The organism is Thermus sp. CCB_US3_UF1 (genome assembly GCF_000236585.1).
In the GTDB taxonomy this organism is placed as follows: Bacteria; Deinococcota; Deinococci; order Deinococcales; family Thermaceae; genus Thermus.
Window position 1 is genome coordinate 76,309 of sequence record NC_017278.1, and the last position, 26,172, is coordinate 102,480.

Sequence of the window (26,172 nt, forward strand, 5' to 3'; positions counted from 1 at the left end):
CTCTATCCTTTCGTGTGAAGCTTGGTCCAGGCCTCTAGGACCAGCCTCCGGGTGCGGTACTCCCCGTAGCGCTTTTCCTCCTTGTCCCGAAGCACGCGGAAGGTTTCCCCAGGGAAAGAGCTTCTTTCCCGCCGCTTGCGGTATTCCCTCTCGTCCAGGGGGTCCGCCACCTCCTCAATGTCCGAAAGGATATCTGCAAGCTCCTTTGGGGTAAGGTCCTGGGGGTCCAGGATGTAGCGGAGCTGCTTGCGGTTTAGGCCATAGAGCCTAGCGTAATAGGCGTCCAGCTCGGCCCGGAGAAGGGCCCGGCGCCCCTCGTCAAAGCGGAAAGGGGGGAAGGGGTAGGGGCCCTGGACCCAGGGAGGGGGCGCGTCGGGGTGGCCCCCGTTGGCCTGGTGCTGGGCCAGGAGGGCCTGGCGCAGCTCCGGGCTGGCCTCCTGCCAGACCTCCTGGGCCAGGGGGGCCAGGTCCCAAGCGGTGTAGGTGAGCTCCAGGACCCGAGGGACGATGAAGAGGAGGTCCTGGGGTCCGTAGGTGGAGGGGGGGAGGACGGGGAACTGCTTCAGCAGGTGGAAGGTAAGGTGTGTCCCACCTACTTTTTGGCGAGCAAGGAAGTCCAGAACCAAGTTGTTGAAGGAACTAAGCAAGGCAAGTTGGAGGACAGCTGAATAGGTGCTTTGAATAAGGGGGACCGTATGGCCCACTGCTATTCTGGGTATAAACGAGAAAATAACGGTTCGTTCATTAGTAGCGTTGGTGACATCCCTAAACCCCAACAACCACCCCCTCCCCCACCGCCACGCCTCCTTGCCCCGCTGCCCCCGCCCCTCGAGGCGCCCCTCCACCTCCTCGGCCCGGACCCAGTAGCGGGGCAGGGGGAGGTAAGCAGGGTCCTGGTGCTCCCCAAGGGTGGTTTCCCGGGTGTCCTCCCCGTCGTAGGTGGCGAAGCGGTGGTCGTAGTGCCAGATGAGCTTGGCCTCGTAGAGGGGCAGGTAGATCTCCTTCCCCCGCAGGAAGCGGTTGCCCTCCAGGTGGAAGCCCTGGGCCTCGAGGTCGGCCCGGGTGTGGAAGAGGTGGGAGTCGCTGGTCATGTTGAAAAGCCCCTGGCGGAAGCGTACATTCCAGGGGTTCTCCTCCGGCTCCTCCCGCCAGAGTACGGGCACCTTCTCGTAGATGGCCCGGGTGAGCTCGGCGTCCTGGCGGGTGCGGAAGACGGGGCAGGTCCTGGTGTTGGGGTTGAGGAGGGCGAAGTCCCGGGGTGCAAGGCGGAACTGGCGCACAGGGTCCTGGGCCTGGTCGGGCTGGGTGAGGAAGAAGGCCAGGCGGGCGGGTTCCGGGGAAGGGGGGCGGAGGGCGAGGACGGCGAACTTGATGCGGCTGTCTATGCCCGGGAAGAGCCTCTCCCGATTCTCAAAGTCCAGGAGGGTGGATACCTCCCCCTTTTCCACCAGGTGGGCGAAGAACTCCTTGTTGGAGTCGTCGGTGGCGATGCCCGTGGGCACGATGAGCCCCACCCGCCCCCGTGGGGAACGGAGGCGGTAGGCCAGCTCGGCGAAATACCGGTAGGTGTTGGCGTCTCCTTTGCTCGTAAGGGGGAAGCGGTTGGAGTTACGTGCAAACTGGACGGTTGTGCTGATGGAGCGGATATGTTCTTTCCACTTTTCAAAGAGATCGGGGTCTGTTTGTGAAAGCTTTTCTATGGTCTCCTTACGCTTTTTTCCTGGGAGGGCGGCAATATGGGGAGCTCTTTCAGCAAAGAATTCCTCTTCTTTAGGCTCCATAACCTCCCACGGCGGGTTCCCAAGGACCACATCAAACCCACCCGCCCTGAAGACCTCGGGGAACTCCAGCCACCAGTGGAAGAAGCGGTGCCGGCGCTTGGCTACCTGGATGGCGGCCAGGGTAGGTGGGTTCAGGTAGGAACTTTGGCCAAGTTGCTCCAAAGAAGCCCGGCTTTGTTGCGCAAGCCAGTTGAGCCCTTCGGCGTCGGGAAGGCGCACCCCAGGAGCTGGGCGAAGGAAGAAGGCGGCTGTCCAGTAGTCGGCGAAAAGCTCCATCTTACGCACTTCCTCGCTTTCGCGCCACGCCTGGTAGCGGCGCCGCTTTTCCTCCACCTGCTCGGCGCTTTCCTCTTCAAAGTCCAGGAAGGGTGGGCTGGGGGGCGCGAAAAGCAGGGTGCCCCCTCCGGGTCCGAAGCGCAGGGACTTGCGCACCTCTTTGGGAATGTCCTCCCGGTCGTAAGCCTCTTTGGGTATACCCTTCTCCAGGAAGTCCTGGGGGGCGCCTACCAAGGAGTTGCCCACCTTTAGGTGGTGGTCTAGGAAGGAAAGGGGTTTGCTCCTATCCGCCGAGGCCACCCATAGGGAAAGTTTGGCCAGCTCCACGGCCATGGGGTTGAGGTCCACGCCATAAAGGCAACGGGTAGCCACCAGGTGGCGGGCGGCGTAAAGGGCTTCTGGGTCGCCCTTAGACTGACCCCTCACCTCCAGTAGCTTTTCCGCCAGGTACTCCAGGGCCGAGATGAGGAAAGCCCCGGAACCCATGGCCGGATCCACTACCTTGATGGACAGGATGGCCTCTTCCTGGCGCTCAGGGTCATCCCCCGCTGCTTTCAGCCTCTCTTCCACCACGGGGGCCAGGGCCTCCTGCACCACAAGCTGGACCAGCTCCCGGGGAGTGTAGTAACTTCCCGAAAGCTTTTTATCCAGAAGGTGGCTTTCCAGGGAGTACCGCCCTTCCACCAAACGGGGAGTTAGGGCAAGGATGCCCTCGTAGACGTGGCCGATTTCCTCCACCTCGAGGTCCCGGTAGTTGATGCGCTCCAGGGCTCCCTCCCGTTCCAAGTGGGTTAGGTGGCGGATGGCCCGCAGGAGCTGGCTGTTGGTGGGGCGCGGAAGCTCGGGAAAGCGCGCCCGCTCCCCCGGATTGGACACCCCACCCGTGAGGATGCGAAGGTTTTCCGGGGCAAAGAGCTCCCCGTTGAGGGCCGGCACCCCCAAGCGGGCGTCCCCCCGGTAGACCAAGTGGAAGGTGAGCAGGAGCTTTTCCCAAAGGTCCGTGTTCCGGTCTTCCCCGTAGGGGTTATCCCGGGCCGCCCGCTCCCTCAAGGCGGAGATGCTGTACTCCCGTTCGTAAACCCAAGAAAGCTCGCCCCCGGTGGGGATAAGGCCCCGGCTTTCGGCGTAAAGCAGGAAGAGGATGCGGTACACCAGGCGCAACAGCTCGGCATGGTAGGCCGCAAGCCTCTCCGGATCGTTTAGCTCTTGCCGCAGGGACTCGTTCAGGAAGGCGTTGCCCAGGATCTCCAGGGCCTCCACCACTCCCTTGCGCAAAGCGTCCCGGGCCCGGATACCCGTCTGCCGGGCCGTCTCATAGTAACGCTCCAGGGGAGTCTTCCCGTCCTTACCCTTCTGGAAGCGGCTTGGCGATAGGAGGAGCAAGAGGATTTGAAACTCCCGCAAAGCCTGCTCACGCGGCGCCTCAAAAAGCTCCACCAAGTTGAAGGCCACGTATCCAGGCAGGGATACATGGTAATACTTGCGAAGGAGCCGCACCTCCCAGGGGGCTGCCACCACACCCCAGTCCTGGTGGGGGTGGGCGTTTAGGTAGCCCTGGACCAAGCCTTGGGGGCTTTTTTCCCGGCGGTTGGGTCGTAGGTCCAGCTCCCCCGCCACCAGATGAAGGGGGGGGGCTTCTTCCCCATCCCATCCCCGGTGGCTTATGGGGAAGGCCTGCTCACCCACCACCAGATGGCTCCGGTTGTACACGGGCTGGAAGCCCAGGGCGCGGAAAAGGGGAAGGAGCCAGGATTCCCGGGCCCGGGAGGTATCCCTTAGTTCATAAAGGGGCTTGTGGCGCTCGTAAAGGTTAAGGAGGAGGTAGAAGCGGTTTCGCAGCTCCTCCGGGGTTAGGGAAAGTTCCTTTAGGGCCTCAGGATGGCCCAAGGTTTGCAAAAACTCCTCGGTGAAAATCCCACCGGAAAGGCGAATGGCATGGAACATGCGCCACCTCCTTAGCGCAAGGCTGCTGGGGCCAACAGGGTGATGGCCAAAAGCTCGTGCCCCAGAAGCTCCAACCGGTCTAGCTCGCGAAAGGCTTCGGGAAGCGTTCCGTAGGCGCGCTCCAAGTCTCGTTTGAGGGCTTCCCGTTCCGCTTTCAGACGGGCTAGGGCCTCCTCGGCTCCCCGGCGGCCTAGGGCCTCGAGGGGGGTTCGCAAGGCATCCGCCGCCAACAGTTGGGCCTGCTCCCGGCTAAGGGCCGGCGCTGCCTTTAGGCGGGCTCGCCAGAGGGCTTCGGCCTCCTTGGGTGGCACCTCGGCGCCATCCAAAAGGCGAAGGGCGCGCCGGTAGAGGGTTTCCAGTACCTCACCCCCGGGGCCCAAAAACCGGGCCCGGAAATGGTAAAAGGCTACAGGTGGCGTGCCCAAAGGCGCCCGCAAGGCCAGAAGAGCGGTCCGCGCCCCGTCCAAATCCCGGTAGGCCCGGTAGCGTAGGTAAGACACCAGGTGCTCCACCAAGGGGTGGGATAGGTCCAGCACCTCCACCCCTAGGGGAGCCTCCGGGTCAAAGCTAAAGGGTCCGAACCTAGCCGGAAGGCCAGGCACGGCCTCTCCTGCATCCCGCTCGGCGGTGTAGGGGTCCTCTCCCCAAACGCGCCAGCCCAGGTAGCGGAGGCCGTCCAGGACAAACCCTTCCAGGGCCTTGGGGTTTCCTGCCCGCTCCAAGGCTTGCTGCAGACGCTTTTCCACGTCCGGCAGGCTAAACTCACTATGCCCGTAAAAGCCTTCCTGGACTGCGCGCCTGGCCCCTTCCAGCTCCCGGTCCTCCACCTCGGCAAAGAGGGAGGCTTGTAGACGGCGCTCCTGCCGCCAGTCTTGCTTCCAGAGGGCCTCGAGGCGCTCCCTCAAGTAGGCTTCCTCTCCGAAGAAGGCCGGGACCACCCCAAGTTCCCGCCGAATCCGCTCGGCCTTCTCCAAAAGCAAGTGGAAAACCGCCACGTCAAAGGATTGCTCGTAGTAAAAAGTACGGATCCGCACCCTTGGTTCGGGCTGGCCGAAGCGGTCAATGCGGCCATTGCGCTGCTCAAGGCGGTTGGGGTTCCAAGGAAGGTCGTAATGGATGAGCTGGGCGGCGTAGTGTTGCAGGTTGAGCCCTTCGGAAAACACATCGGTGGCTATAAGAAGGGCAGGGCTTTCCTGAGCAAAGGCCTTTAGCACCTCATCCCGGTCCTCCTCGCTCATCTCCCCATGCACGGCAAAGACGGGATAGGGCAGGTTCGGGCCCAGCTTCTCCACCAGGTACTCCAGGGTATCGCGGTAGCGGGTAAAGAGTAAGGTCCGCCCTTTACCGAAAAGGAAAGGTTGGGTGAGCAGATCCCGAAGCCTTTCCAGCTTGCTATCCTTACGCCATCCTTTTAGGTATCGGAGAAGTGTCTCCAAATAGCCCTTTTCCGCTTGGGCGCGGGCCCGGTCGGCCAGGCTGAGCTCGAGGCCCACCTCTGCTTCCTCGGGCAAAAGTCGGTCTGGGGTTGTGTCAAAAAGGGCGGCCTCCTCTTCCCCTGTGATCCCTTGCCCTTCGGTAAGGAGATTTTCCAAAAGGCCCTTGCGGCGCTCCAGGCTTCTTTCCAGCGCCCGAGGGGAACTGGTGGCCCGGCGCATGAGGTGCATGGCCAGCCAGCGACCGAGCACCGGAACCTTGGCGGGGTCCGGATCGTACACCTCGGCCTGGTAGCGGCGCACCGCCTCAAAAAGCTCCAGTTCCGCCCGGTTTGGGTTCACGGCCTCTTCCTTGGTCTCCCGTTCGGGGAAGGGGCTTTTTTTCCCTTCTTTGCGGAACCACTCCTCCACATCCTTCCTGCGCCGCTGCACCACGTGCTTTTTGGCCACCTCTCGGTCCAACGTCCCGTTTTTAAAAAGCCCTAGGCCCAAGGCATCCAAGTGCTCTAGAAGGCTATAAAAGCTTTCGGTGTAACCATTGTGGGGCGTGGCCGTGAGGAGAAGCAGATGGGGTACCCGGCGGGCCAGTTCCCGCACCAAACGGTAGCGTTCCATCTGCTTACCCTTCTCCGTGGGCGGGCGGGCGGCCATGTGGGCCTCGTCCACCAAAAGCAGGTCAAAATCTTGCAAAAGCACCAGCTGCCGCACATCGCCCTGCTTGGCGTAGTCCACGCTGGCAATGATGCGGTCAAAGTGTGCCCAGGGATTGGCCCCCGGCGGAAGGGTTCGGGCCAGCCGTTTGAGATTGGGGCCGGAAAGCACCGCGAAGTCCAAGTGGAAGAAGCGCCGCAAGGCCTCCTGCCATTGGCCGAGCAAGTGGGCAGGGGCCAGGATCAACACCCGGCGCGCCTTGTTGCGCAAAAGGAGTTCCTTGATGATAAGGCCCGCTTCCACGGTCTTGCCAAGGCCCACGTCGTCGGCGATGAGGAGGCGCACCTTGGGCTGCCGCAAGGCCATGAGAAGCGGCACAAGCTGGTAGTTGGCAGGGACCACCCGGGAGCGTTGCAGGGCTAGGAAGGGCGCATCGGCGTGGAGCGTGGCCAGGTCCAGGGCCTGGAGGAGGAGATCGTGCAGCGCCGGGTCCCCTGGCCGCTCAGGGGGGAGGCCCAGGGTGGTCAGCTCCAAGGCCTCTCCCTCCAGGGGTAGATAGAAAAGGGTTTCCTCCTCGGAGTCCACCGTCCTGGCCACAAGCACATCTCCCTGCCGCCGCTCTAAGCGGAAATCACGGCCTCGGGCGCGAAAAAGGGCCCCGGGTTGGAGCATGTCCACGTTCATCCCAAGTCCTCCTTAGTCAAGCTACCCAGGACCTACCCAGTCCATCAATCCCGTTTTTTCAGAGGGAAAAGGTCTGCCTCTGCTTTGGGGGTGGGGTTACCCCATGTGGCCTCAAAGAAAAAGCCATGCTCTGCTCTGGCAAGCTCAGAGGGGGTCAACAAGGGTCTGATCAGATGCATCTCCAGCGCCCTTGCGGGGGTATAGGTGATGATTTTGTACCGGTTTCCCGGCTCCAGCTGGTCCTCCGATTCCTTTAGGAATCTTTGCACAAGTTTCACCACCGCTTCCAGAGAAGGAGCCGGCTCTAGAACCTTTGCATCGCTCAGTATCTCCCACGTGTAGTCCCAAAACCCAGAAGGGCGGTACACCCGAACTAGAGCAATCCCTAGTATATCGCCCTTCACGGCTACTATTTCGCCCTTAAGCCCCCACTTGTTCCCTCTGAGCTCTACGGGGACATAGGTCCTAACGGAATAGATCCTCACCTCACCAATGGCTTCAAACCCCTTCTCCTCCGGTTTTGGATGAAGGCAGTAAAGCTTGAGGTTTACCATGGGGGGGCGTTCAAAGGAGCAGTACTGTCCAATATTCTCAACGAATGGTAAGGCAGCTTCTAGGATATATTCCTCGTAGGTTTTGCTGTCTGCGATTTTTCTTGGCTCCCCTTTCGGCAAGCTATCAGAATGGCCCACGACAAGGGGAACTTCTCTCCCATAGCCGAGGGCTTCCGCCTTCTCCCTTACCTCTTGGTAATCCGGAGCTACTACAACCACCTCGAGGCCCTGATGGCTCACGAGGAGGCGCCCATCAGACAAGTTTTCTACCAGTTTCAAGCTCATGGTGCCCCCTACCGCTTGTCGTCCCTCATTCCTCAGGTCCCAGCTCATACTCCCCCGTGTAGGGGTTCTGCCGAGGCTCCCAGCCCTCGGGGACGGCCTCGTAGCGCCCCGTATAGGGGTTCCACCGGTCCACCAGCCCCTCCCCCCGCTTGCGGTAGCGGCGGGTAAAGGGGGTGTAGTCCGTCTCCCGCTGCCTCCCGAACTCGTACCCCCCCTCGTACTCGTTCTGCACCGGCTCCTGGTCCTTCTCGGCGTACTCGTACCTCCCCGTGTAGGGGTTGTACCGGATGGGCATCCCCCCCACCTCCTCCCTACCCCAAAAGGCCCAGCGTCCTAAACAGGTCTTCCAGATCGTCCCCGCCCTCTATCCAGAGGAGAAACTGGCCAATCCCCGAAAAGGCGGTGGCCAGGAAGTTGCGGAGCTGGGCCTCGGTAACCCCCTCTTCCAGGTCCACATGGTAGTCCAACAAGAGCTCCCCTCCCCTGACCAAGGCCCGGGGCCAGCGCCTGGTCCCGTTCCACTCGTTGGCCTTGGCCAGGAGCTCCTCGGGCTCCATGGGCGGATGCCCCTTCACCAGGGCGATGACGGCCAGGACCTGGTTCGCCGAACCCTGAGGGGCCACGTTCACCAGGGCCATGGGGTTGGCCGAGGGGTCCTTCTTGAAAAGGACCAGGAACTCACCGTCCTCGTTCACAAGCACCTTGAGCCCCATGGCCTTCAAAGCCCTGCCGATGCGCTCCGCCGTAAGGGGTTCCACGGGTTGGACCATGCCTCACCTCCCTTGTCCTTCCCCTTCTTCCTCTTCCTCCGCCAAGGAAGCCTCGGATACCCTGGCCCTGAGGTGGGCCTTAGGGTCCTGGGCCTCCAGAACCGCCAGGAGCTCCAAAAGCCGCCCTGAGAACCCCGCCACCCGGCTCACCCCGCCCTCGGGAAAGGCCAGGGGGCCGTAGCCCGCCACGTTCACCACGTGGGCCACCCGGGAAGGGTCCTCCCCCAGCCAGCGGCGCAAGGGGGTGTAGGCGTCGTCGGCCACCTGCTCGTCGGTGAGGATGACCACCCGTGGGCCTGGGAAGGCGGGGAGGGTCCTCCTGAGGGCCTCACCCAGGTAGGTTCCACCGCCGCCTGCTTCCAGGAGGTGGCGCACCATCTGGCCCAGGGGGGCATCCGGCCCGTAGGGGAGGGGGATGGTGTGGCGGTCAAAGCCGTAGAGCTGGCCCCCCGTGGCCCGGTAGAGCAGGGCCCCCAGGGAGGCCGCGGCCAGGGCGTAGGTGGCCTGGCTCCGGGCGCTTAGGGGTTGGTACATGGACCCGGAAACGTCCACCAGGACCAGGCTCTCCCCCTGGAAGGGCAGGGAGGGAAGGGAGGCTTCCAGGGCCCCTTCCAGGGCGGAAAGGACCGCCTGGGGATACCCCAGCTCCTCCCCCTGCAGGAGGGCCTGGAGCCACTGGTAGGGGAAGAGCCCCCAACGGGCCACCCTGGGGTCCCCCAGGCGCTGGGCCAACCACGCCTGGACCCCGGGGTCCTCCAGGAGGCCGTGGCGGTGGAGGTTGTTGAGGTTGCGCACCAGGGCCAGGCCCGAGAGGTGGGGCAGGGCCTCCCGCCAGGCCTCGGGGGTGCTCCCCTTCCGGGAGAGGATCCTCTCCCAGGTGGGGCGTTCCGCCAAAAGGGTTTCCACCAAGGCCCGGGCCTCGGGCTGGGCCTCCCGGCCCCGCACCAGCCACTCGTAGACCAGGGCGTGCTCCCGGTCAGGGGCCTTGGGGTGGCAGAGGATCAGGGCGTCCCGCTGGCGAAAGCCCCGCCCCTCCCAGCGGTACTTGAGGAGGGCCTGGGGACTCATGGCGTTGAGGCGCTGGGCCACGGCCCGCTTCAGGGCCTTGCGGATCCTCCACCCCTGGGCCCTGGTGTAGGCCAGGGTTTCCAGGTGCTCATCCCCGCGAAGCCATACCCTCTGGGCTGCCCCCTCGGCCACCTCCACCGGCCCCCACCAGAAAAGGTGGGCCACCAGGGCGCTGGGACCCGAGCGCAGGCCCAGGACCTGACGGGCATAGGTGGCCAACAGGGCCACGAACTCCGGGTCCTGCTGGGTGACCTCCGCGGCCAGGGCGGTGAAGCGGGCCTCCCGCTCCTCCGCCCCTTCGTAAAAGAGGTCGCCGGAAAAGAGGCTGCCGGCCACGAGGAGGAGGAGCTCCCCTTGGGGGCTTGCGGGGAACCCCCTGCCGCCCTGGTGGGTGGGGTGGACACGTGGCCCTGGGTTGAGGGGCATGGGTCACCTCCTGGGGCAAAAGCCCAGAGCCCACGACGGGGCTATAGGGTGGGCCTTTGCGGAACGCTCAGATTATCGGGGGATTTTCACCTTGGCCTGCCTGCCGCCGAACCTTCCGGGTGTTGAGGGTGCCCGGGGATGTTCGCGCCTCGGGTTTGGGTTTCCACCCTTGGCTCAGTCGGCCAGATGACTGAGAAGGAACCGACGCGCCGCGCCGCCGGGCAAGAAGAGAACCTACCACACCCCAAGCTTTCTTGCAAGAGGCCCTGGAAAGGCAAAGGGGAAAAGTGGCCTCCTACAGACATTTTTGCGAATGGGTATAGCGTGGACGTGCGTCCCCACTGGGGGCAGCAGTCCGTTCTTCCCCACAACTCGCCTTGGCCAAGACTTGGAACCTCCGGTCGTGTAAGGATTTATGTGTAAGGGTCCGTGTTTAATAGGGGGGCACACCTTAGCACGAGGAGGTGCCCCGTGGACCAGGATACCTTGCGGATCTTGCTGAGGGAAGCGGTGCGGGAGACAGTAGCCGAGGTTCTGCAGACGGTTCTGGAGCTGGACCGGACGGCCTTCTTGCAGGTGCACGGAGGCCGCAGGAACGGCTACTACCCCCGCAAGCTGGAGACCACCTTCGGCCAGGTGGACCTGAAGGTCCCTAGGGATCGGGAATCTCGGTATTACCCGGCTTTCCTTAAGCCCTACGTCCGCCGCCTGGTGGACGTGGGGGAAGTGGCGGTAGCCCTTTACGCCGCCGGGGTCAGTCAGCGCAAGGCGGCCGAGATACTGAGCCTGCTCTTAGGCCACCGCTACTCCCACGAGACCCTGAGCGCCCTGACGGACGAGGTCCTGGAGGCGGCAGGAGCCTTCCGCACCCGGCCTTTGCCCGAGGAGATGGCCTTCGTCTACCTGGACGGGCTTTCCCTAAAGGTCTTCAGGGAAGGAGAAGGGATCGTACGGGAAAGCGTGTATGTGGCCCTGGGCATCGCCCCTAATGGGGAGAGGCGGGTCCTGGGGTTTTGGCTGTTGCCCACGGAGAGCGCCCTGGGATGGGAGGGGGTCCTGGGGGAGCTTTGGCAGCGGGGCCTGCGGCGGGTATTGCTCTTCATCACCGACGGGCTGCCCGGGCTTCCTGAAGCGATCCGCAGGGTCTACCCTCAGGCGGAATGGCAGCGGTGCGTGGTGCACGGGGTGCGGTGGAGCCTGTCCCAGGTGCGGGCGCGGGACCGGGGCCTGCTGGCGGAGGACCTGAGGCGGGTGTACGGGGCGGAGAGCCGGGAAGAAGCTCTTGGGGCCTTGGAGGAGGTGAAGGCCGCCTGGGGTTCGCGGTACCCGGGGGTGGTGGGGCTTTGGGTACAGGATTCGGGGGCCTTCCTGCGGTTCTACGGGTACCCCAAGGTGCTTTGGCCGTACCTGCGGAGCACCAACCTGATGGAGCGGTTTATCCGGGAAGTGCGGCGGGGGACGAAGGTGCGGGACCACAAGTTTCCTAAGGAAGAGGCGGTGTACAAGCTTCTTTACCTGGAGTCGGAGAGGCAGGAAGGGAGGTGGGCAGAACGGAAACTAAAGGGGTTCTCGGAGGTGAAGGAGGTGCTGGAGAAGATGCTTCAGGAGCGGTATGCCCCCCGTACACAGACTCTTACACATAACTCTTGACACGACCCTGGGGGCGCGTCCGGCTAATGGCCGGAGGGGTTCTTGAAAAGGGTGCTCTTCGAAGCCCTGCCCTAGGGGACATGGCAATTTTGCCTTTCTCAAGGCTTAGCGGGGGTAAACCGAGGGTTTTTGCTGTGTAGATCATCTGTAGTCCCCACGCACGTGGGGATGGACCGTTCCGTGCCGCCTCCCATATCTCTCCCGCCTTGTAGTCCCCACGCACGTGGGGATGGACCGGCATCTTTCGCGAACATGGGCGGCGCCCCCCGTAGTCCCCACGCACGTGGGGATGGACCCGGGAGGGCCTCGTTCAAAACTTCCCTCCCCTCGTAGTCCCCACGCACGTGGGGATGGACCGCTATTCGGAAAGGCAAAAGGTTACCACAACCCTGGTCAACCCCTTTGAAGGGCCATCAACCCCGGACACTTTGGGAGCCGAAATAGAAACCCTACACCGTACCGAAAATCCCCATCAAGGGGGAAAGGACTATCCCTGATAGCTTGATGAGATCGTGTCTCCTCGTGCTCCGCCAAGCACCGGATGGCCTCCAGGTCCTTCTCGGTCAAGTTCATGCTGACCTGCTTCACCTTCCTTCATCCCCTTCCCCCCTCCAAGCCTGACGGGCGTGTCGCCGTGTGGATATTAGGCACATGCAGTATGTCCTAAAAGCACCCATCTGGCGAGGGGTGCCCCTGGGGGCATCTTGCCCCCACCGGGTCTAGCCCCAGACCCTACGCCACCAGGGCCTTCCTTCCCCAATGGCTTCCAGGAACTCCCGCTTTTTGAGAAGGAAAGCCTGCCCGTTCCCGCTGAAGCCGTTGTCGAAGGCCTGAAGAGGTACCAGGAAGCCAGCCTTCTCCTTATCCACCACGAAGCAGGGGATCGGCCTTCCCGTGGCGATGTCTGGGGCCTGGATTTCCCGGAAGATCTCCCTCTGTGTGTGGTACAGGTTCCGCCAGCGGGCGAGGAGGTGGGCCCGGTAGTCCCCCTTAGGACCCTCCGGAACGGAAAGCCCCATCCCCCGGAGGAAGCGCCGGGCAGGAGCCAAGGGGTCGTTCCCCTGCAAGAGGGAGGCCAGCTCGTCGGAGGTGGGAAAGGCCTCCTGCAGGAAGCGGAGGAAAAGGTCAGGGCGGATGGCCTTGAGGTGATCTTCTAGATCAGCGGAGCCCATCCCTTGGGGGAGGTGCTCGAAGGGGATGAACCAGGCCCGCCGCAGGATCTGCTCTTCGCTTCGGAAATGCTCCAGATTGGAGGTGAGGATCAGGGCCCGTCGTACCCCAGGGTCATCCCCTACCCCCTTTACCACCTGGGCCAGGCGGTTCTCCTCGGTGAGGTGCCGCGGCGGCACCTCGTCGATGGGCAAGGGGGCCCTCTCCTCTAGGTAGAGGTGGGCCTCCACGGTAGCCCCCTTGCTCCGGCCCGTCTCTTCTACCTGCCGATAGTGGCGAAAGGAAATGCCCCACGTAGCAGCGATGGCCCGGAGAATGGTGGTCTTGCCCGCTCCTGCCCGGCCCACCAAGAGGGCCACGATGGGGAAGCGGGTGGGGCTGCGCCCCTGCCGCCCTGCTTCCTCGCGCAGGAGGGGCAGGTAGGAGGAAGCGAAGCCGTACACTAGGGCTTCTCCTACGGCTTCGGCAAGGGAAGGGGAACCCCTCCTCGCTCCCTCCAGGAGGGCAGAAAGGGCCCGCAGGGTGGCCTCTACCCCCTGGGGGTCGGGGGAGAGGTCTTTGGCCAGGAGGCCTCGGTAGCGGGGTCCATCCGGAGCATACTCCAGCACGGGCACCTCCCTCAGGGCCCGCTCCACGAGACTTTGCAGGTAGGTCTCCTTGCCCCTCAAGCGGACGAGGTCCTCCGCTTTCCGCATCTCCCAGGTAAGCTCCTTCAGCGCCCTAAGCTCCGCTTCCTTTTCCCGCTCCGTCCGGTCCACCAGGGGCTTATGGGGGAGGAGGTTCACCACTACGATCCCCTTGGCCTCGGCCACCGCCCGCCTAACCTCCTCGGGGGGGAGGGCTGTGGGCATGAGGAGGAGGCTCTTCCCCTCCAAGCGTTTCCGCTCCCGCTCACCTAGGAGAGGCCTAGCCCGCTCCCTCTCCCCCTCGTACCAAGAAAGAAAGGCCTGGTAGACCTCGAGGCGGTCGGAAAAAGCGGCGATCTCCCCCTGGACCCCACTCCAAGCGCTCTGGGAAAGGTTGAGGCTACCGAGGATCGTCCGCACCCCCTTGGGGCCTTCCAGGAGATAGAGCTTGGCGTGGCTATTGGGGAGGAAGCGCACCTCGAGGCGCCGCTTGGTCCCCATGAGGACCAGGAGGCTTTGGGCCTCCTCCCACAGGGCGGCCAGAGCGCTTGCTGCAGCGTGCCCTTCCTCCAGGCCAAGGAGGAGTTCCACCTCCTCCAGGGGGGCAAGGAGCTCGGCCAGCCCCTTGAGGCTGGCGGAGAAGGAGATGGCCCGAAGCTTCGTGTACCCCAGGAGGAGCTCCATTGGGGAGCACTCCAGGGCACGCCCCTCGTCCAGGGAAAAGACAATCCCCAGCCGCTCCCTGAGGGGTTCGGAGAAAAGGGGGGTTGAGGGCATTTCCCGATCCACTTGGAACCATTATACTAAAAACGCCTCGAGCACCCCTTCAAGAGGGAATAAAGGGGAAGGTGGCCGACGGTGGTAGGCAAGGGAAAGGGCCACCGTCCTTCCGCCGGTAGATGGGGGGAAGCATCAAGGGCCCATTGCCCCTTTCGCAGATGCACGCTAGGCCAATTTCCTACTCCGAACAATTTGGATGCAGCCACACAGGATTTGCAGCAGGAATCTGTTCTTCCTTTTGGGTATTCCCTTACAATAAAGGCATGACCATAGACCCAGAGTTTGTTCGGGGCTTGGACTACTGGAAAAAATGGCTTTGGGTCATCTCCGTTACTCTTGGCTATGCCCTTGTGGTCTGGGGAGGAATGGAACTGAGCCGCTGGCTGGAAGAGCGAGGCCAGCCTTAGTCCCTGCGGACGGAACGCCCCCAGCACCCAAGGGATGGAGCCGGGGCAAAGGCGTTCTCCTTCGCATGGGGCTTGCTGAGGAAATGAGCAGGTGGGCTAGGGGTTTTCCCTCACCGGCTCAAGCCCCCTCGTATTCCTCACCCCCAACCCACAGCCTGCTGGCCCAGGCCATCCGTAGAGGTGAGGGTAATGTCCTGTGCCCCCATCGCCCGGCCTCTTCCGCTCCGCCATGGGCAACCCTGCCAAAGGGGGTGCCCATCCACCCTGTCCCGGGTAGGGAAGGGTTCTCATTCCAGAGCGCCCGCGGCTCCAAAGAGGCTCCGTGTCCCTTCGCCCTCCGCCTGGTCCCTAGGGGTGAGGCATGCTCAGAGGGGAGGAGCTGGCCGCCTGCCCTTAAGGCGAGGGTGCTCTGGTCCCTTAGAGCTGGCCTGGGCTGAAAGGGTGCGGACTAGGGGTTTCACCTGCACCCCAGGCCCGGCCCTTACAAGGAAAGCAGGGCTGCCACCTCCTCCCGGTGCATCAGCTCGCCCATGGGGCCCGAAAGCCGGATCTCTCCCGTCTCCAGAACATAAGCCCGATCGGCCACCCTGCCCGTGAAGCGTAGGTTCTGCTCGGCTAGGAGGATAGGCATCCCTTCCCGTTTCAGCTCCAAGAGCAGCCGGGCAATTTCTTCTACGATCAGGGGGGCCAGGCCCTCAGTGGGCTCATCCAAGAGCAGGAAACGGGGGTTGGTCATCAGGGTACGGGCGAGGGTGAGCATCTGTTGCTCCCCACCCGAAAGCAGGCCTCCCCGGCGGTTTTCTATCTCCTGAAGACGGGGGAGAAGCCCGTAGACGCGGTCCAAGGTCCATGGGCCAGGCCGATGGGCGATAAGGAGGTTCTCCCGCACGGTAAGCTCGGGGAAGATCCGCCGATCGTCAGGCACATAGCCAAGGCCAAGCTGCGCGCGAAGGAAGGGAGGCATTCGGGCCAGATCCTGGTCGCGGTAGACCACCCTACCCCCTTGGCTTCGCACCAAACCCATGATGCCCTTAAGGGTGGTGGTCTTCCCGGCCCCGTTGCGCCCTAGGAGGGCCACCACCTCCCCTTCCCGGACTTCCAGATCCAGACCGTGTAGAACGGGTATGCCCCCGTACCCCGCCCGGAATCCCTCCAGTCGGAGGCTCATGCCCCACCTCCCAGGAAGGCTTGGCGAACCTTCTGATCCTTCTGGATTTCCTCTGGGGTGCCTTCGGCTAGGACTTGGCCCTGATGCAGCACGGTGATCCTATCCGCCAGGGCCAAGACCGCCTCCGTATCGTGCTCTGTGAAGAGGAGGGTAATGCCTTCTTGGCGCAGGAGGCCCCGGATGAACTCCACCATCTGCTTGCGCTCGGCACGGGAAAGGCCTGCCAAGGGCTCATCCAAGAGAAGGAGCTTGGGACGGGCCACCAAGGCAATGGCCACATCCAGGCGCTTCAGGTCTCCGAGGGGGAGCTCTGAAACCGGGCGATGAGCATAACCCCCGAGGCCCACCTTGACCAGGGCCTCTCTAGCCTGTTCCCAAGCCCCAGGAAAAGCCTTCAGGGGTTGGAGGGTAAAGGTCCGGCCTTCGTACCCCAAACGGGCCAAGACCACGGCCTCCAAAACGGTAAACGAGGAAAAGGGCTGGGCCCTTTGGAAGGAGATGGCGATCCCCTTCCGGGCCACCCTAGAGGTGGGCCAACCGGTGATCTCCTCTCCCCGGAACCGGACGCGGCCCGCATCCGGCCGGATGCGCCCCGTGATCACGTTGAAGAGGGTGGTCTTCCCTGCCCCGTTGGGCCCCACCAGGGCATGAAAGGTACCCTCCGCCACCGAGAGGGAAACCGAAGCCAGGGCAAGAAAACCTCCAAAGGATTTATACACTCCCTCAACCTCGAGGAGCCCCACGCTCCACCCCCAGGGAAATCCCCCTCCCAAGCCTGGCCCAGACCCCTGCAAGGCCCCGGGGGAAAAAGAGGACCATCAGGAGGAGCAACAACCCCAAGAAGAAGGGCCAGTACTCCGTCTGGGCCTGGACCAAAACCCGAAGAAAAAGAAAGGCCGCAGCCCCTACCGCAGGCCCCAGGAAGACCCCACTTCCCCCCAGGATGGTGGAGATGATGGCCTCCGCCGAGCGCGTCCAGAAAAGGTAGTCAGGGAAAACGGAGCGCTGCAAGGCCCCCTGGAGGGCCCCAGCCACGCCGGAAATGGCACCCGCAAGGGCGAAGGCCAGGAGGAGGTGCCGGAACCCGTCCAAGCCCACCGCCTCGGCCCGCGCCCGGTTGTCCCGGAGGGCCCGAAGGGCGTAGCCGAAAGGGGAGCGCTCCAAGGAGGCCAAAAGGCCCACCAGGAGGCCAAAGAGCCCTAGGGTGAGGTAGTAAAAGGGCAGGCTCTCCCCCCAAGGCCCCGCCGGCCTCAGGTCGGTAATGCCGTTATCCCCACCCGTGAACGCGTACCACTTGTGGGCCACCGCATACAAAAGTTGGGCAAAGGCCAGGGTCAGCATGGTGAAGTAGATGCGGGTAAGGCGGAGGCTCAGGAAGCCCACCAGAAAAGCAGCCGCACCTCCAAGAAGGAAGGCCAGGGGTAAGGTGGCGAGAAAGGACCATCCCGAGCGGGCCATCAGAAGGGCCATGGCGTAGGCCCCTACCCCGAAAAAGGCCGCCTGGCCAAAGGAAAGGAGGCCAGCCTGGTGGAAGAGCAGGTTAAAGGCCATGGCGTAAAGCCCCAGGATAAGGGCCTCGCTGAGGAGTTTAAGCCCGTACTCCCCCAGGAAGGGACCGAGAAGGGCGAGGCATAGGACCAGGAGACCCAGCCTCATGTTCTCACCGCCGGAGGACGCCCTAGAAGGCCCCAAGGCCTAAGGAGGAGAACCAAGGCCATCAGGGCAAAGGGGAAAACCATGGCCATCTCGGGAAGGAGGAGGATGCCAAAGGCCTGGAGGAGACCGATAAGAACTGCCCCCAGCAGGGCTCCCCAGACGCTGCCCAAGCCGCCGATGACCACCACGATGAAGGCGTTTATCACAGCATCCACGGCCATGCCCGGGGTGGCCGCTTGGAGGGGCACCAAGGCCGCCCCACCCAGGGCAGCCAGGGCGATGCCCAGGGCGAAGATGGCCGTATAGAGCAGGGGGACATTGACCCCCAGGGCCTCGAGCATCTCCCGGTCCTGGGTGGCCGCCCGCACCCAGGTTCCCAAGCGTGTTCGGTACAAAAAGGCCCATAGGCCAAGGGCGGAAAGCCCCGCCAAGGCCAGGAGGAAAAGGTAGTAGCTGGGAAAGGGGGCACCCAGGAGGAAAAGGGGGCTGGAGAAAAGCGGGGGCAAGGGAAACGAGCGGTAACCCGCCCCGAAGGCCAGACGCACCAGGTCCTCCAGAATGAGGAGGAGGGCATAGGTCAGGAGGATCTGGTACTCCTCGGGCCTGGGATAAATCGGGCGGATAAGGAGGCGTTCCACCAAAGCCCCCACCACCAGCCCCGCGGCCAAGACCAGGAACAGGCCAGCCCAGAACCCCTCCGCTTGGCCCCGGGTGAAGGCGAAGAGCAGGTAAGCGCCCAGCATGTAGAAGGAGCCATGGGCGAAGTTCACGATGCCCATGGCCCCGAAGATAAGGGAAAGCCCTACGGAGAGGAGGAAGAGGGTGCTGGCGTAGGCCAGGCCTGTGAGGAGCTGTAGGAGGAGGAAACTCAGGTCCATGGCCTACCGCTTGCACTGGGTGGGGTAGACGGTATCGGAGGCAGGAACAATCCGCATTCGCTCTAGGATGGCGAAGGGGTACTCGGGGCTATGCTTGGTGTACCCCCAGACCAGGCTCTCGAAAACCTGGTGATCCTCAGGACGCATGCGTTTCCTGCCCTCCGGGGCCTCGTAGACCAGACCGCCATCGGCCTCAAAAGCCTTGCGAATGGCCTCGGCCTGGGTGGAGCGGGCCTTCTGGATGGCCAGGGCCAACATCTGCATCCCCGCGTAGGCCTCTTGGGCGTTGTAGCTGGGGTACTCGCCAAAGCGCTTCCGGTAGGCCTCCACAAAGGCCCTGTTCCGCTCCGCGTTGGGGTAGAGGAACCAGTAACGGGCAGAGACCAGTAGCCCCTCCGGGGTTTCCTTGCCCAGGGGGGCGAGAACCTCAAGGGCCGCCCCCACAGGGTTCACAAAGTACCGCACTTGGTTGAAGAAGCCGAAGGCCTTAGCCTGCCGGGCGAAGATCACCATGTCCCCCGCCCACAGGGTGGAGAAAACCCCTTCCGGACGGGCCCGCATCAGGGCGGTGATGAAGCTGGCGTAGTCGGTGGAGCCAAAGCGGGGCCACTGCTCGCTCACCACCTCCACGTCGGGGCGGAGCTGCCTGAGGCGGGCAATGAAGTCCTGCCAGGAAACCCGCCCGAACTCGTAATCCGGGCCGATGTTGGCCCAGCGCTTCACTGGAAGGGTCGCGGCCAGGGCCGCCGCGGCCCAGGCATCCATACGGGCATTGTTGGAGGTGCGGAAAACGTAAGGACGGCACTGCTCCGTGAGGGTAGGGGTGGCCGCGTGGGTCACCACCAAGGGGATCTTGTACTCGTCGGTCAGGGGGGCCACCGCCAGGGCCACGGAGCTGGAGTCGATGCCGAAGAGGAAGTCTACCTTCTCCTGGAGAACGAGGCGCCGGGCCTCCCGCACCCCCACCTCAGGGTTGCCCTGGTCGTCCACCACAAGGAGCTGCAGGGGTCGGCCCAGTACCCCCCCGCGGGCGTTGATCTCCTCCACGGCCAGCTGGGCCCCTTGGGAACCCGATTTGCCGTACCCGGCAAAGTTGCCGCTCAGGATAAACAGGGCTCCGATCTTGATGGGCTGTTGCCCCTGGGCCAGTACCAGGCCCGCCAGGAGGCCGAACGCCAGGATCCACCGCCAAGCCTTCATACTTCACCTCCTACCGTGCACCCACGCCGCCATCCACGGCGTAGAAGCCGCCCGTCAGGTAAGCGTTTTCCGGCTCCAACAGGAAGGCCACCATTCTGGCCACCTCCTCGGGCCGGGCCATGCGCCCCAAGGGGATCTCCCTCAGGAGGGCTGGACCCAGGTGGGGATGTTCCCTCAGGCCCTGGGTCATCTCTGTTTCCGTCCAGCCCGGGGCCACCAGGTTCACCCGGATACCCCGCTCCGCCCAGTCCAGGGCCAAGGCCCGGGTAAGCCCCCAAAGCCCCGCCTTGGAGGCGGTATAGGCGGCCAACCGCCCCCCGCCCCGGAAGCCCAGGACCGAACCCACTAGGACCACGCTGCCCTCCCCCACCAGGCGCTGGGCGAAGGCCTGGGCAGCCACAAAGGCCCCCGTAAGGTTCACCGCCAGCACCTCATCCCAGACCTCCAGGGAAAGGCGCTCAGCCCGGGTGAAGGCCGGGCTGGTACCCGCGTTGTAGACCAGGCCGTAAAGCCCCACATCCCGGGCGAAGCCCGCCACCGCCTCCACCAAGTCCTCCCGGCGGCGCACGTCCACCGCTTTGCCCCAAGCCCCAAGCTCCGTGGCCACGGCCCGCACCCGTTCCGGGTCCCGGCCGGTGAGACCCAGCCTGGCCCCTCGGCGGGCCAGCTCTTGGGCCACGGCCAGGCCGATGCCTCGGGTAGCCCCTATCACCAGGACGGGCCGACCTTCAAGCCTGGGCATGCCGCACCACCCGCTTGGCCTTGAAGGCCGTCCGTTCCAAGGTGCCGGGAGCCTCGAGGCGGACCTCCGGCGTGACCCCTAGGGCAGCCTTGAGGCTTTGCCGAAGGGCTTCCACCAGCCCCTCCCCTACCCCGGGGTGGGCCATCTCCACCACCACCGTGACCCCCTGCACCAGACCGCCCGCCTCCCAAACCTCTATGCGGTACTCGCCGGCTAGCTCGGGAAAGCGGCGCACCACCTCCTCCACCTGACCGGGATAGAACTTGGCCCCCCGGTAGACCACCAGGTCGTCCACCCGGCCCAGGATCCCCCCCACGGCCCGGAGGTGGGTCCGGCCGCAGGGGCAAGGTTCCTTGGTAAGACGGGCCAGATCCCCGGTATAGTAGCGCACCAGGGGTGTAGCCTCCCGGGTGAGGTGGGTGAGGACCAGCACCCCTACCTCCCCTTCGGGGAGGGGTTCTTGGCTTTCCGGGTCCACCACCTCCACCAGGTAATGGTCTTCGGCGAAGTGGAGCCCGGCCTTGGCCTGACACTCCCCGGCAAAGGTGGGGCCCATCTCCGCCAGGCCATAAAAGTCATAGGCCTGGAGACTGAGGGCTTCCTCCAGGCGGCGGCGGGTGGAAGGATTCTCCGTCCCCGCCTCCCCCCCAAAGGCCCCAATCCGCAAGGGGCTCTCCAAGCCTCGAGCCCGAAGGGCCTCCCCAAGGTAGAGGCCGAAGGAGGGGGTGGCGGTGAGGGCCCGGGGCCGGAACCGCTCCATGAGTTCCAGATGGCGTTCCGTCTGGCCCGCACCCACGGGGAGAACGAATAGGCCCATGGCCCTGGCCGCGTAGTGGACGGCCAAGCCCGCCACCCAAAGGCCGTAGCTGAATCCGTTCAGGAGGATATCCCCTGGGCGCAGCCCATATCCATAGAGCACCCGGGCAGTTACCTGGGTGATGTTTTCCACATCCCCCTCGCTCCAGACCGTGCCCACGGGGAAGCCCGTGGTACCGCTGCTAGGGTGGTATTCCCGCCAGCTTTGCGCCTCCACCCCCGTGTAGCGGCCTAGGGGGGGATGGGCCTGCTGCTCCGCCCGAAGTTCGGCCTTGGTGACCAGGGGCAAGCGGCTCAGGTCTTCCAGGTGGCGCAACTCCAGGTTCACGCCTGCCCACTTCTCGCGGAAAAAGGCGCTTGTCCGCCAGAGCCGCTCCACCTGCTGACGTAGGCGCTCCAACTGAAGACTTTCCAGCTGAGGACGGGGCAGGGTCTCCACCTCCGGTTCCCAAAAGGCCCGCATCGGTTTCCCCCTAAGCTTTGAGGCTACTATAGCCATTTGGACTATACCTGTCAAGAGCGCACACAAATGTACAGCTTGTCCCCTTTATGGTATAGTAGCCCCATGGCCCAGTCCACCATCCCCTCCCTCTACACCCTGAGCGACCTAGCCCGGGAAAGCGGGGTGTCCCGCCGCATCCTGCAGCACTACGCCCACCTGGGCCTTCTGGAACCTGGGGCCCTCACCCAAGGAGGACGCAAGCTCTATACGGGCTTTGCCCTATACCTCATCCAGGACATTCAGGACCTCAACCAGCTGGGCTTTACCCTGGAAGAAATCCGCAAAATCATGGCCCTGAAGAAGGTCATTTTCCACCCAGACGGCACCTACCGGGAAGACTGGAGGCGGGAGGAGATCCCCCTCACCCAGGAGGAGCTTTGGGCCATGTGGGCGAAAACGGGGGAGGTGCTTTCCAGCATGGAGCGCCAGGAGCGGATGATCCGGCGCTTCCACCGCTTCTTAACCAAGCACTTCGCCCCCAAGGAGGTGCGGGATGGACTTCGGTCTGGACCGGGAGACGGAGGCGCTCAAGGAGCGGGTGCGGGCCTTCCTGGAGGAGGCGGTGATCCCCAGGGAGGGGGAGGCGGCCAGGAACCTGGATAGCCTCGAGGCCATCGCCAAGGAGCTCCAGGGGGAGGCCAAAAGGCGGGGGCTCTTCCTGCCCCACATGCCCAAGGCCCTAGGGGGGCTTGGCCTCACCTGGACCCAGCTGGCCGTGGTCCTGGAGGAGGCAGGCCGGAGCCTTCTAGGCCCCAAGGCCCTGAACGCCTCGGCCCCCGACGAGGGGAACATGCACCTTCTGGAGAAGGTGGGAAGCGAAGCGCAGAAGCGGCGCTACCTCCACCCCCTCCTGGAGGGGGAGATCCGCAGCGCCTTCGCCATGACCGAGCCCATGGGGGCCGGGGCCGACCCTAGCCTCCTCAAGGCCACCGCCCGGCGCAAGGGGAGGGGGTTTGTCCTCGAGGGGCGGAAGTGGTTCATCACCGGGGCGGAGGGGGCGGCCTTTTTCATCGTCCTGGCCCGGGCCGAGGAAGGGCCCACCCTGTTCCTGGTGGACCGGGAAAACCCGGGGCTGAAGCTGGTCCGCACCATCCCCACCATGGACCACTGGTCCATCGGCGGGCACGGGGAGCTGGTCCTGGAAGGGTGCGAGGTGGGGGAAGAGGCCGTCTTGGGGGAGGTGGGCCAGGGCTTCGCCTACGCCGAGCTCCGCCTGGACCCGGCCCGGCTCACCCACTGCATGCGCTGGCTGGGGGTGGGGGTGAGGGCCACGGAGCTGGCCCAGGCCTACGCCCTACAGCGCGACTCCTTCGGCAAGAAGCTGGCCGAGCACCAGGGGGTGCAGTTCATGATCGCCGACAGCCACATGGAGCTCCACGCCGCCCGGCTCATGGTCTGGCACGCCGCCTGGAAGCTGGACCGGGGGGAAAGGATCCGCCACGAGGCCTCCATGGCCAAGGTCTTCGTGGCCGAGGCCGTGGGGCGGGCCGTGGACCGGGCGGTGCAGATCACGGGGGGCCTGGGGATCAGCGAGGACATCCCCCTCTCCATCTTCTACCGGGAGGTACGGCCCTTCCGCATCTACGATGGGCCTAGCGAGGTCCACCGGGCCTCCATCGGCAAGCGGGCCCTCTACAAGGGTTTGCGGCCATGAGGGAAGCCCTGGAAGCGGCCTTTCGGGAACTCTTTGGCCCTGGGGAGCTGGTGGCCCTCAGGCGGATCCCCGGCGGGGCCTCCAAGGAGGCCTGGGCCCTGGACTACCGCGCGGGAGGGCGGGTCTATCCCCTCTTCCTCCGCCGGGCGGGGGGCGGGGTGATCCAACGGCGCACCCTGGCCCTGGCCACAGAGTTCCGCCTCCTGGAACTAGCCCACGCCCACGGGGTCAAGGTGGCCCGCCCCCTCTGGTACTTCCCCGACCTCGAGGGTCGCGAGGCCTTCCTCATGGAAAGGCTAGAGGGGGAGTCCATCGGCACCCGGGTGGTCCGCCGCCCGGAGTACCAGCGGGCGCGGGAAACCCTCCCCAGGGCCATGGCCGAGGAGCTGGCCCGTATCCACCGGATCCCCCTAGAAGAACTGCCCCCCCTCCCCGGCCCCGGGGGGAAGCCCGCCCACCTCTGGATCCTGGAGGAGCTCTACGGAGACCTGGACGCCCTGGGGGAGGCCCACCCCGCCCTGGAATGGGGCCTCCGCTGGCTCCAGAACCACCCCCCAAGGCCCCTTCCCCCCGTCCTGGTCCACGGGGACTTCCGGGTGGGCAACCTCATGGTGGACGGGGAGGGGCTGGTGGCCGTCCTGGACTGGGAGTTCGCCCACCTGGGGGACCCCCGGGAGGACCTGGCCTGGCCCCTGGTGCGGGCCTGGCGCTTCGGGGAGGACCAGAGGCGGCTAGGGGGCCTGGGGGAGGTGGGGCCCTTCCTGGAGCGGTACAACGCCCTCACCGGCGGGGAGATCGCCGAGGAGGAGCTCTTCTGGTGGGAGGTTCTGGGCAACGTGCGCTGGGGCCTGGGGGCGCTGAACCAGGCCCGGCGGCACCTCAAGGGGGAGGAGAGGAGCGTGGAGCTGGCCGTCCTGGGCCGGCTGGCGGCGGAGATGGAGTACGAGGTCCTCTACCTTTTGGAGAAACATGGATAGGCCCAACCTGGACGAGCTTCTGGAGGCGGTGGCGGAGTTTTTGAAGGGGGAGGTTCTCCCCACCCTCGAGGACCCCAGGCTCCACTTCCAGGCCCTGGTGGCCCTCAACGCCCTGGGGATCGCCCGCCGGGAGGTGGCCCTGGGGAAGGCCCTGGAGGCGGAGGACCTCGGGGAGCTGGGGCGGCTTCTGGGCCGGGAAGGGGATCGGGAAGGGCTTCTTAGGGAGCTTGCCCAAAGGATCCGGCAGGGGGAGGCCCCCGAGGGGACCTTTTCCTTCCTGAAAGCCCACGTGGCCCGGAAGCTCCGGATCGCCAGCCCCAAGCACCTGGAGCGCTACCCGTGAGGCGCAGGCTCCTCCTCCTGCGGCACGGGGAGGTGGACTACTTCCCTGGGGGGCGGCCCATACCCCCGGAAGGGGCCGGCCTCACCCCCAGGGGCCGGGCCCAGGCCGAGGCCGTGGGCCAGCTCCTTAGGGAGGTGCCCTTGGACCTGGCGGTGCACACCGGCCTGCCCCGCACGGAGGAGACCCTGCGGATCGTCCTGGGGGGGCGGGAGGTGCCCGTGGAGGCCTGGCCCGAGTTCCAGGAGATCCGCCCCGGCCGGCTCAGGGACCTCCCCGACCCCGAACGGGCCTTCCGGGAGGCCTTCCACCCCCAGGACCTCTCCGAGCGCTTCCTGGGCGGGGAGGGCTACGGGGAGTTCCTGGACCGGGTCCTGCCCGCCTACGGGCGGCTTTTGGCCCGGCCCTGGGACACCCTCCTCCTGGTGGCCCACGGCGGGGTGATCCGGGCCCTCCTCTCCTATGCCCTCACGGGCCAGCGGGGGTTCTTGCCCCTCGAGGTCCACCCCTGCGGCCTTTCCGTCCTGGACCTGGGGGACAGGCCCCTCCTGCGCCTGCACAACCTCACCCCCTACGAGCTCCTGCCCCAGACCCGCCTCTCCACCATGGAGGCCCTCTGGCGGGCTTACCTGGGGGAGGGGGGCTAGCGCCAGACCCCCCTTTCGCGGAAGTAGCGCACCGCCCCCTCGTGGTAGGGGATCCGGCCGCCGCGGGAGCGGACGGCGTTCTCCAGGGTGGTGTCCCGGGCCGGGGCCACGGCGGCGTGGAGGGTGGGAAGGTTTTCAAACACGGTCTTCACCATGGTGTAGGCCACCTCCTCGGGCAGGCTGGCAGGGCACACAAAGACGTTCCAGAAGGTGAGGGTAGGGGTATCGTACCGGGTGTTGTACACCCCCTTGGGGACCACCCCGGTGTCCACCACCCCGGGGAAGCGGCGCTGGAGCATCTGCACCGCGGTGCTCTGGGGTACCAGGGGAACGAGGAAAAGGCGCTTCCCCCTACGGGCGAGACTCCCGGAAAGCTCCAGGATGCTCCCCGTAGGGAGGCCTCCGGACCAGAAAAAGGCGTCCAGGGTGCCCTCCGCCAGCATCTGGGCACTTTCGGCTACCCGGGTCCGCTCCCACTTGGCGAAGTGGGTCCGGGGGTCAAACCCCGGAAGGGCGGCCGACATGAGGATTCGGGCCTCGTACTCGATGATCCCTCCCGCCACCTCCGTGGAAACCCGCTTCCCCTTCAGGTCCTGGAGGACGCGGATCCCGCTGTCCTCGGTGGTGACCACGTGGAAATAGTTGGGGTACATGGTGAAGAGGATTCGCACCGGGGCGGGCTTGCCCTGGAAGCGCTCCTCGCCCTGGTAGGCCAAAAGGGCGGCGTCGGGCAGGGCGGTCCCACAGTAGTACACCCCCCGGGCAGGGTCGGTGCGGTCGCGCAGGAGCATGAGGTTCTCCATGGAACCACCCGACTGCATGGCCTGGGCCTGTACGGCCCCGCCCTTGTTGAGGAGCTCGGCCACGGCGGTGCCGTAGTAGAAGTACACGCCCCCCACGCCTCCAGTACCGATGAGCACCTGGGGCTTCTGGGCCAAGGCTAGGCCGAGGAACAGCCACAACCAGACCGTCCGGCGCATGCTTGTCCTCCGGTTGGAGCCAAGCTTACCGCAAGCCCAGGACCCGGGCAAGGGGTCCTTGCGGCAAACCTATCCGGGTGTTGACGGCAGCGGGGAGGAGGGGCTAA

General features: G+C 64.9%; 21 protein-coding genes and 1 CRISPR repeat array. Of the genes, 6 read left to right on the forward strand and 15 right to left on the reverse strand.

All coding sequences use genetic code 11. The annotated features are described in order from the left end of the window. Positions 1-2: 2 nt before the first annotated feature. Genes TCCBUS3UF1_RS00340 through TCCBUS3UF1_RS12290 form a run of 6 tightly spaced genes read right to left on the reverse strand, consistent with a single transcriptional unit; the run spans position 3 to position 9,872 of the window. A complete protein-coding gene (locus TCCBUS3UF1_RS00340) occupies positions 3-4,001 on the reverse strand; it encodes an N-6 DNA methylase (RefSeq protein ID WP_014514488.1) in 3,999 nt (1,332 codons plus the stop codon). Positions 4,002-4,012: 11 nt separating this feature from the next. Then, positions 4,013-6,769, reverse strand: coding sequence for a helicase-related protein (locus tag TCCBUS3UF1_RS00345; RefSeq protein WP_014514489.1), 2,757 nt, complete (start codon positions 6,767-6,769; stop codon positions 4,013-4,015). A gap of 44 nt (positions 6,770-6,813) precedes the next feature. Next, on the reverse strand, positions 6,814-7,608 hold the full coding sequence (locus TCCBUS3UF1_RS11745; RefSeq protein WP_155983229.1) for a hypothetical protein: 795 nt from the start codon (positions 7,606-7,608) through the stop codon (positions 6,814-6,816). Between the two features lie 25 nt (positions 7,609-7,633). After that, entirely contained in the window at positions 7,634-7,903 is a 270-nt protein-coding gene (locus TCCBUS3UF1_RS00355; protein ID WP_014514491.1) for a hypothetical protein, read from the reverse strand. A gap of 16 nt (positions 7,904-7,919) precedes the next feature. Next, on the reverse strand, positions 7,920-8,378 hold the full coding sequence (locus tag TCCBUS3UF1_RS00360; protein WP_014514492.1) for a YbjN domain-containing protein: 459 nt from the start codon (positions 8,376-8,378) through the stop codon (positions 7,920-7,922). Between the two features lie 3 nt (positions 8,379-8,381). After that, positions 8,382-9,872, reverse strand: a complete 1,491-nt coding sequence (locus tag TCCBUS3UF1_RS12290) for a TROVE domain-containing protein (protein WP_014514493.1) — start codon at positions 9,870-9,872, stop codon at positions 8,382-8,384. 429 nt (positions 9,873-10,301) lie between these two features. On the opposite strand from TCCBUS3UF1_RS12290, the gene TCCBUS3UF1_RS00370 reads away from it, so the two are divergent. Next, entirely contained in the window at positions 10,302-11,522 is a 1,221-nt protein-coding gene (locus tag TCCBUS3UF1_RS00370; protein ID WP_014514494.1) for an IS256-like element ISTth4 family transposase, read from the forward strand. Positions 11,523-11,669: 147 nt separating this feature from the next. Continuing rightward, positions 11,670-11,880: direct repeats of the CRISPR family, unit length 29 nt; unit sequence GTAGTCCCCACGCACGTGGGGATGGACCG. A gap of 361 nt (positions 11,881-12,241) precedes the next feature. On the opposite strand, the gene TCCBUS3UF1_RS00375 is transcribed toward TCCBUS3UF1_RS00370, so the two are convergent. From TCCBUS3UF1_RS00375 to TCCBUS3UF1_RS00410, 8 genes are all read right to left on the reverse strand, one after another. Then, the gene (locus TCCBUS3UF1_RS00375) at positions 12,242-14,107 is read right to left on the reverse strand and encodes a hypothetical protein (protein ID WP_014514496.1); all 1,866 of its coding nucleotides are present in this window, start codon (positions 14,105-14,107) and stop codon (positions 12,242-12,244) included. An 879-nt stretch (positions 14,108-14,986) separates the two neighbouring features. Continuing rightward, positions 14,987-15,673, reverse strand: a complete 687-nt coding sequence (locus tag TCCBUS3UF1_RS11920; protein WP_014514498.1) for an ABC transporter ATP-binding protein — start codon at positions 15,671-15,673, stop codon at positions 14,987-14,989. Continuing rightward, positions 15,670-16,314: an ABC transporter ATP-binding protein gene (locus TCCBUS3UF1_RS11925; RefSeq protein ID WP_231291398.1), complete on the reverse strand. Its 645-nt coding sequence runs from the start codon at positions 16,312-16,314 to the stop codon at positions 15,670-15,672. Before TCCBUS3UF1_RS11925 ends, TCCBUS3UF1_RS11920 begins: the two co-directional genes overlap by 4 nt. Before the next feature lie 82 nt (positions 16,315-16,396). Further along, positions 16,397-17,329 (reverse strand): branched-chain amino acid ABC transporter permease, encoded by a 933-nt coding sequence (locus TCCBUS3UF1_RS00390; protein WP_014514500.1) that lies wholly within the window; start codon positions 17,327-17,329, stop codon positions 16,397-16,399. Further along, positions 17,326-18,207, reverse strand: a complete 882-nt coding sequence (locus tag TCCBUS3UF1_RS00395) for a branched-chain amino acid ABC transporter permease (protein ID WP_014514501.1) — start codon at positions 18,205-18,207, stop codon at positions 17,326-17,328. The genes TCCBUS3UF1_RS00390 and TCCBUS3UF1_RS00395 overlap by 4 nt, the downstream gene beginning before the upstream one ends. A 3-nt stretch (positions 18,208-18,210) precedes the next feature. Continuing rightward, positions 18,211-19,407 (reverse strand): ABC transporter substrate-binding protein, encoded by a 1,197-nt coding sequence (locus TCCBUS3UF1_RS00400; protein ID WP_014514502.1) that lies wholly within the window; start codon positions 19,405-19,407, stop codon positions 18,211-18,213. A 10-nt stretch (positions 19,408-19,417) separates the two neighbouring features. Beyond that, on the reverse strand, positions 19,418-20,149 hold the full coding sequence (locus tag TCCBUS3UF1_RS00405; RefSeq protein ID WP_041433606.1) for an SDR family NAD(P)-dependent oxidoreductase: 732 nt from the start codon (positions 20,147-20,149) through the stop codon (positions 19,418-19,420). Further along, entirely contained in the window at positions 20,136-21,428 is a 1,293-nt protein-coding gene (locus TCCBUS3UF1_RS00410; RefSeq protein WP_014514504.1) for a phenylacetate--CoA ligase family protein, read from the reverse strand. The genes TCCBUS3UF1_RS00405 and TCCBUS3UF1_RS00410 overlap by 14 nt, the downstream gene beginning before the upstream one ends. Before the next feature lie 102 nt (positions 21,429-21,530). On the opposite strand from TCCBUS3UF1_RS00410, the gene TCCBUS3UF1_RS00415 reads away from it, so the two are divergent. From TCCBUS3UF1_RS00415 to TCCBUS3UF1_RS00435, 5 genes are read left to right on the forward strand one after another with little or no spacing between them, the layout of a single operon-like run. Further along, positions 21,531-22,070 (forward strand): MerR family transcriptional regulator, encoded by a 540-nt coding sequence (locus tag TCCBUS3UF1_RS00415; protein ID WP_014514505.1) that lies wholly within the window; start codon positions 21,531-21,533, stop codon positions 22,068-22,070. Beyond that, the gene (locus tag TCCBUS3UF1_RS00420) at positions 21,961-23,121 is read left to right on the forward strand and encodes an acyl-CoA dehydrogenase family protein (RefSeq protein ID WP_041433607.1); all 1,161 of its coding nucleotides are present in this window, start codon (positions 21,961-21,963) and stop codon (positions 23,119-23,121) included. Before TCCBUS3UF1_RS00415 ends, TCCBUS3UF1_RS00420 begins: the two co-directional genes overlap by 110 nt. Then, entirely contained in the window at positions 23,118-24,098 is a 981-nt protein-coding gene (locus tag TCCBUS3UF1_RS00425) for a phosphotransferase family protein (protein WP_014514507.1), read from the forward strand. The genes TCCBUS3UF1_RS00420 and TCCBUS3UF1_RS00425 overlap by 4 nt, the downstream gene beginning before the upstream one ends. Then, positions 24,091-24,441: a DUF6285 domain-containing protein gene (locus TCCBUS3UF1_RS00430; RefSeq protein ID WP_014514508.1), complete on the forward strand. Its 351-nt coding sequence runs from the start codon at positions 24,091-24,093 to the stop codon at positions 24,439-24,441. Before TCCBUS3UF1_RS00425 ends, TCCBUS3UF1_RS00430 begins: the two co-directional genes overlap by 8 nt. Then, a complete protein-coding gene (locus TCCBUS3UF1_RS00435) occupies positions 24,438-25,085 on the forward strand; it encodes a histidine phosphatase family protein (protein ID WP_014514509.1) in 648 nt (215 codons plus the stop codon). The genes TCCBUS3UF1_RS00430 and TCCBUS3UF1_RS00435 overlap by 4 nt, the downstream gene beginning before the upstream one ends. Here the strand turns inward: TCCBUS3UF1_RS00435 and TCCBUS3UF1_RS00440 are convergent. Beyond that, the gene (locus TCCBUS3UF1_RS00440; RefSeq protein WP_014514510.1) at positions 25,082-26,065 is read right to left on the reverse strand and encodes a TAXI family TRAP transporter solute-binding subunit; all 984 of its coding nucleotides are present in this window, start codon (positions 26,063-26,065) and stop codon (positions 25,082-25,084) included. The genes TCCBUS3UF1_RS00435 and TCCBUS3UF1_RS00440 overlap by 4 nt on opposite strands. Between the last annotated feature and the right edge of the window lie 107 nt (positions 26,066-26,172).

Excerpts from the sequence above, each read along its gene's own strand:
- TCCBUS3UF1_RS00340 (WP_014514488.1), bottom strand. The coding sequence starts at position 4,001 with ATGTTCCATGCCATTCGCCTTTCCGGTGGGATTTTCACCGAGGAGTTT.
- TCCBUS3UF1_RS00345 (WP_014514489.1), bottom strand. The coding sequence starts at position 6,769 with ATGAACGTGGACATGCTCCAACCCGGGGCCCTTTTTCGCGCCCGAGGC.
- TCCBUS3UF1_RS11745 (WP_155983229.1), bottom strand. The coding sequence starts at position 7,608 with ATGAGCTTGAAACTGGTAGAAAACTTGTCTGATGGGCGCCTCCTCGTG.
- TCCBUS3UF1_RS00355 (WP_014514491.1), bottom strand. The coding sequence starts at position 7,903 with ATGCCCATCCGGTACAACCCCTACACGGGGAGGTACGAGTACGCCGAG.
- TCCBUS3UF1_RS00360 (WP_014514492.1), bottom strand. The coding sequence starts at position 8,378 with ATGGTCCAACCCGTGGAACCCCTTACGGCGGAGCGCATCGGCAGGGCT.
- TCCBUS3UF1_RS12290 (WP_014514493.1), bottom strand. The coding sequence starts at position 9,872 with ATGCCCCTCAACCCAGGGCCACGTGTCCACCCCACCCACCAGGGCGGC.
- TCCBUS3UF1_RS11920 (WP_014514498.1), bottom strand. The coding sequence starts at position 15,673 with ATGAGCCTCCGACTGGAGGGATTCCGGGCGGGGTACGGGGGCATACCC.
- TCCBUS3UF1_RS00390 (WP_014514500.1), bottom strand. The coding sequence starts at position 17,329 with ATGAGGCTGGGTCTCCTGGTCCTATGCCTCGCCCTTCTCGGTCCCTTC.
- TCCBUS3UF1_RS00395 (WP_014514501.1), bottom strand. The coding sequence starts at position 18,207 with ATGGACCTGAGTTTCCTCCTCCTACAGCTCCTCACAGGCCTGGCCTAC.
- TCCBUS3UF1_RS00400 (WP_014514502.1), bottom strand. The coding sequence starts at position 19,407 with ATGAAGGCTTGGCGGTGGATCCTGGCGTTCGGCCTCCTGGCGGGCCTG.
- TCCBUS3UF1_RS00405 (WP_041433606.1), bottom strand. The coding sequence starts at position 20,149 with ATGCCCAGGCTTGAAGGTCGGCCCGTCCTGGTGATAGGGGCTACCCGA.
- TCCBUS3UF1_RS00410 (WP_014514504.1), bottom strand. The coding sequence starts at position 21,428 with ATGCGGGCCTTTTGGGAACCGGAGGTGGAGACCCTGCCCCGTCCTCAG.
- TCCBUS3UF1_RS00415 (WP_014514505.1), top strand. The coding sequence starts at position 21,531 with ATGGCCCAGTCCACCATCCCCTCCCTCTACACCCTGAGCGACCTAGCC.
- TCCBUS3UF1_RS00420 (WP_041433607.1), top strand. The coding sequence starts at position 21,961 with ATGGACTTCGGTCTGGACCGGGAGACGGAGGCGCTCAAGGAGCGGGTG.
- TCCBUS3UF1_RS00425 (WP_014514507.1), top strand. The coding sequence starts at position 23,118 with ATGAGGGAAGCCCTGGAAGCGGCCTTTCGGGAACTCTTTGGCCCTGGG.
- TCCBUS3UF1_RS00430 (WP_014514508.1), top strand. The coding sequence starts at position 24,091 with ATGGATAGGCCCAACCTGGACGAGCTTCTGGAGGCGGTGGCGGAGTTT.
- TCCBUS3UF1_RS00440 (WP_014514510.1), bottom strand. The coding sequence starts at position 26,065 with ATGCGCCGGACGGTCTGGTTGTGGCTGTTCCTCGGCCTAGCCTTGGCC.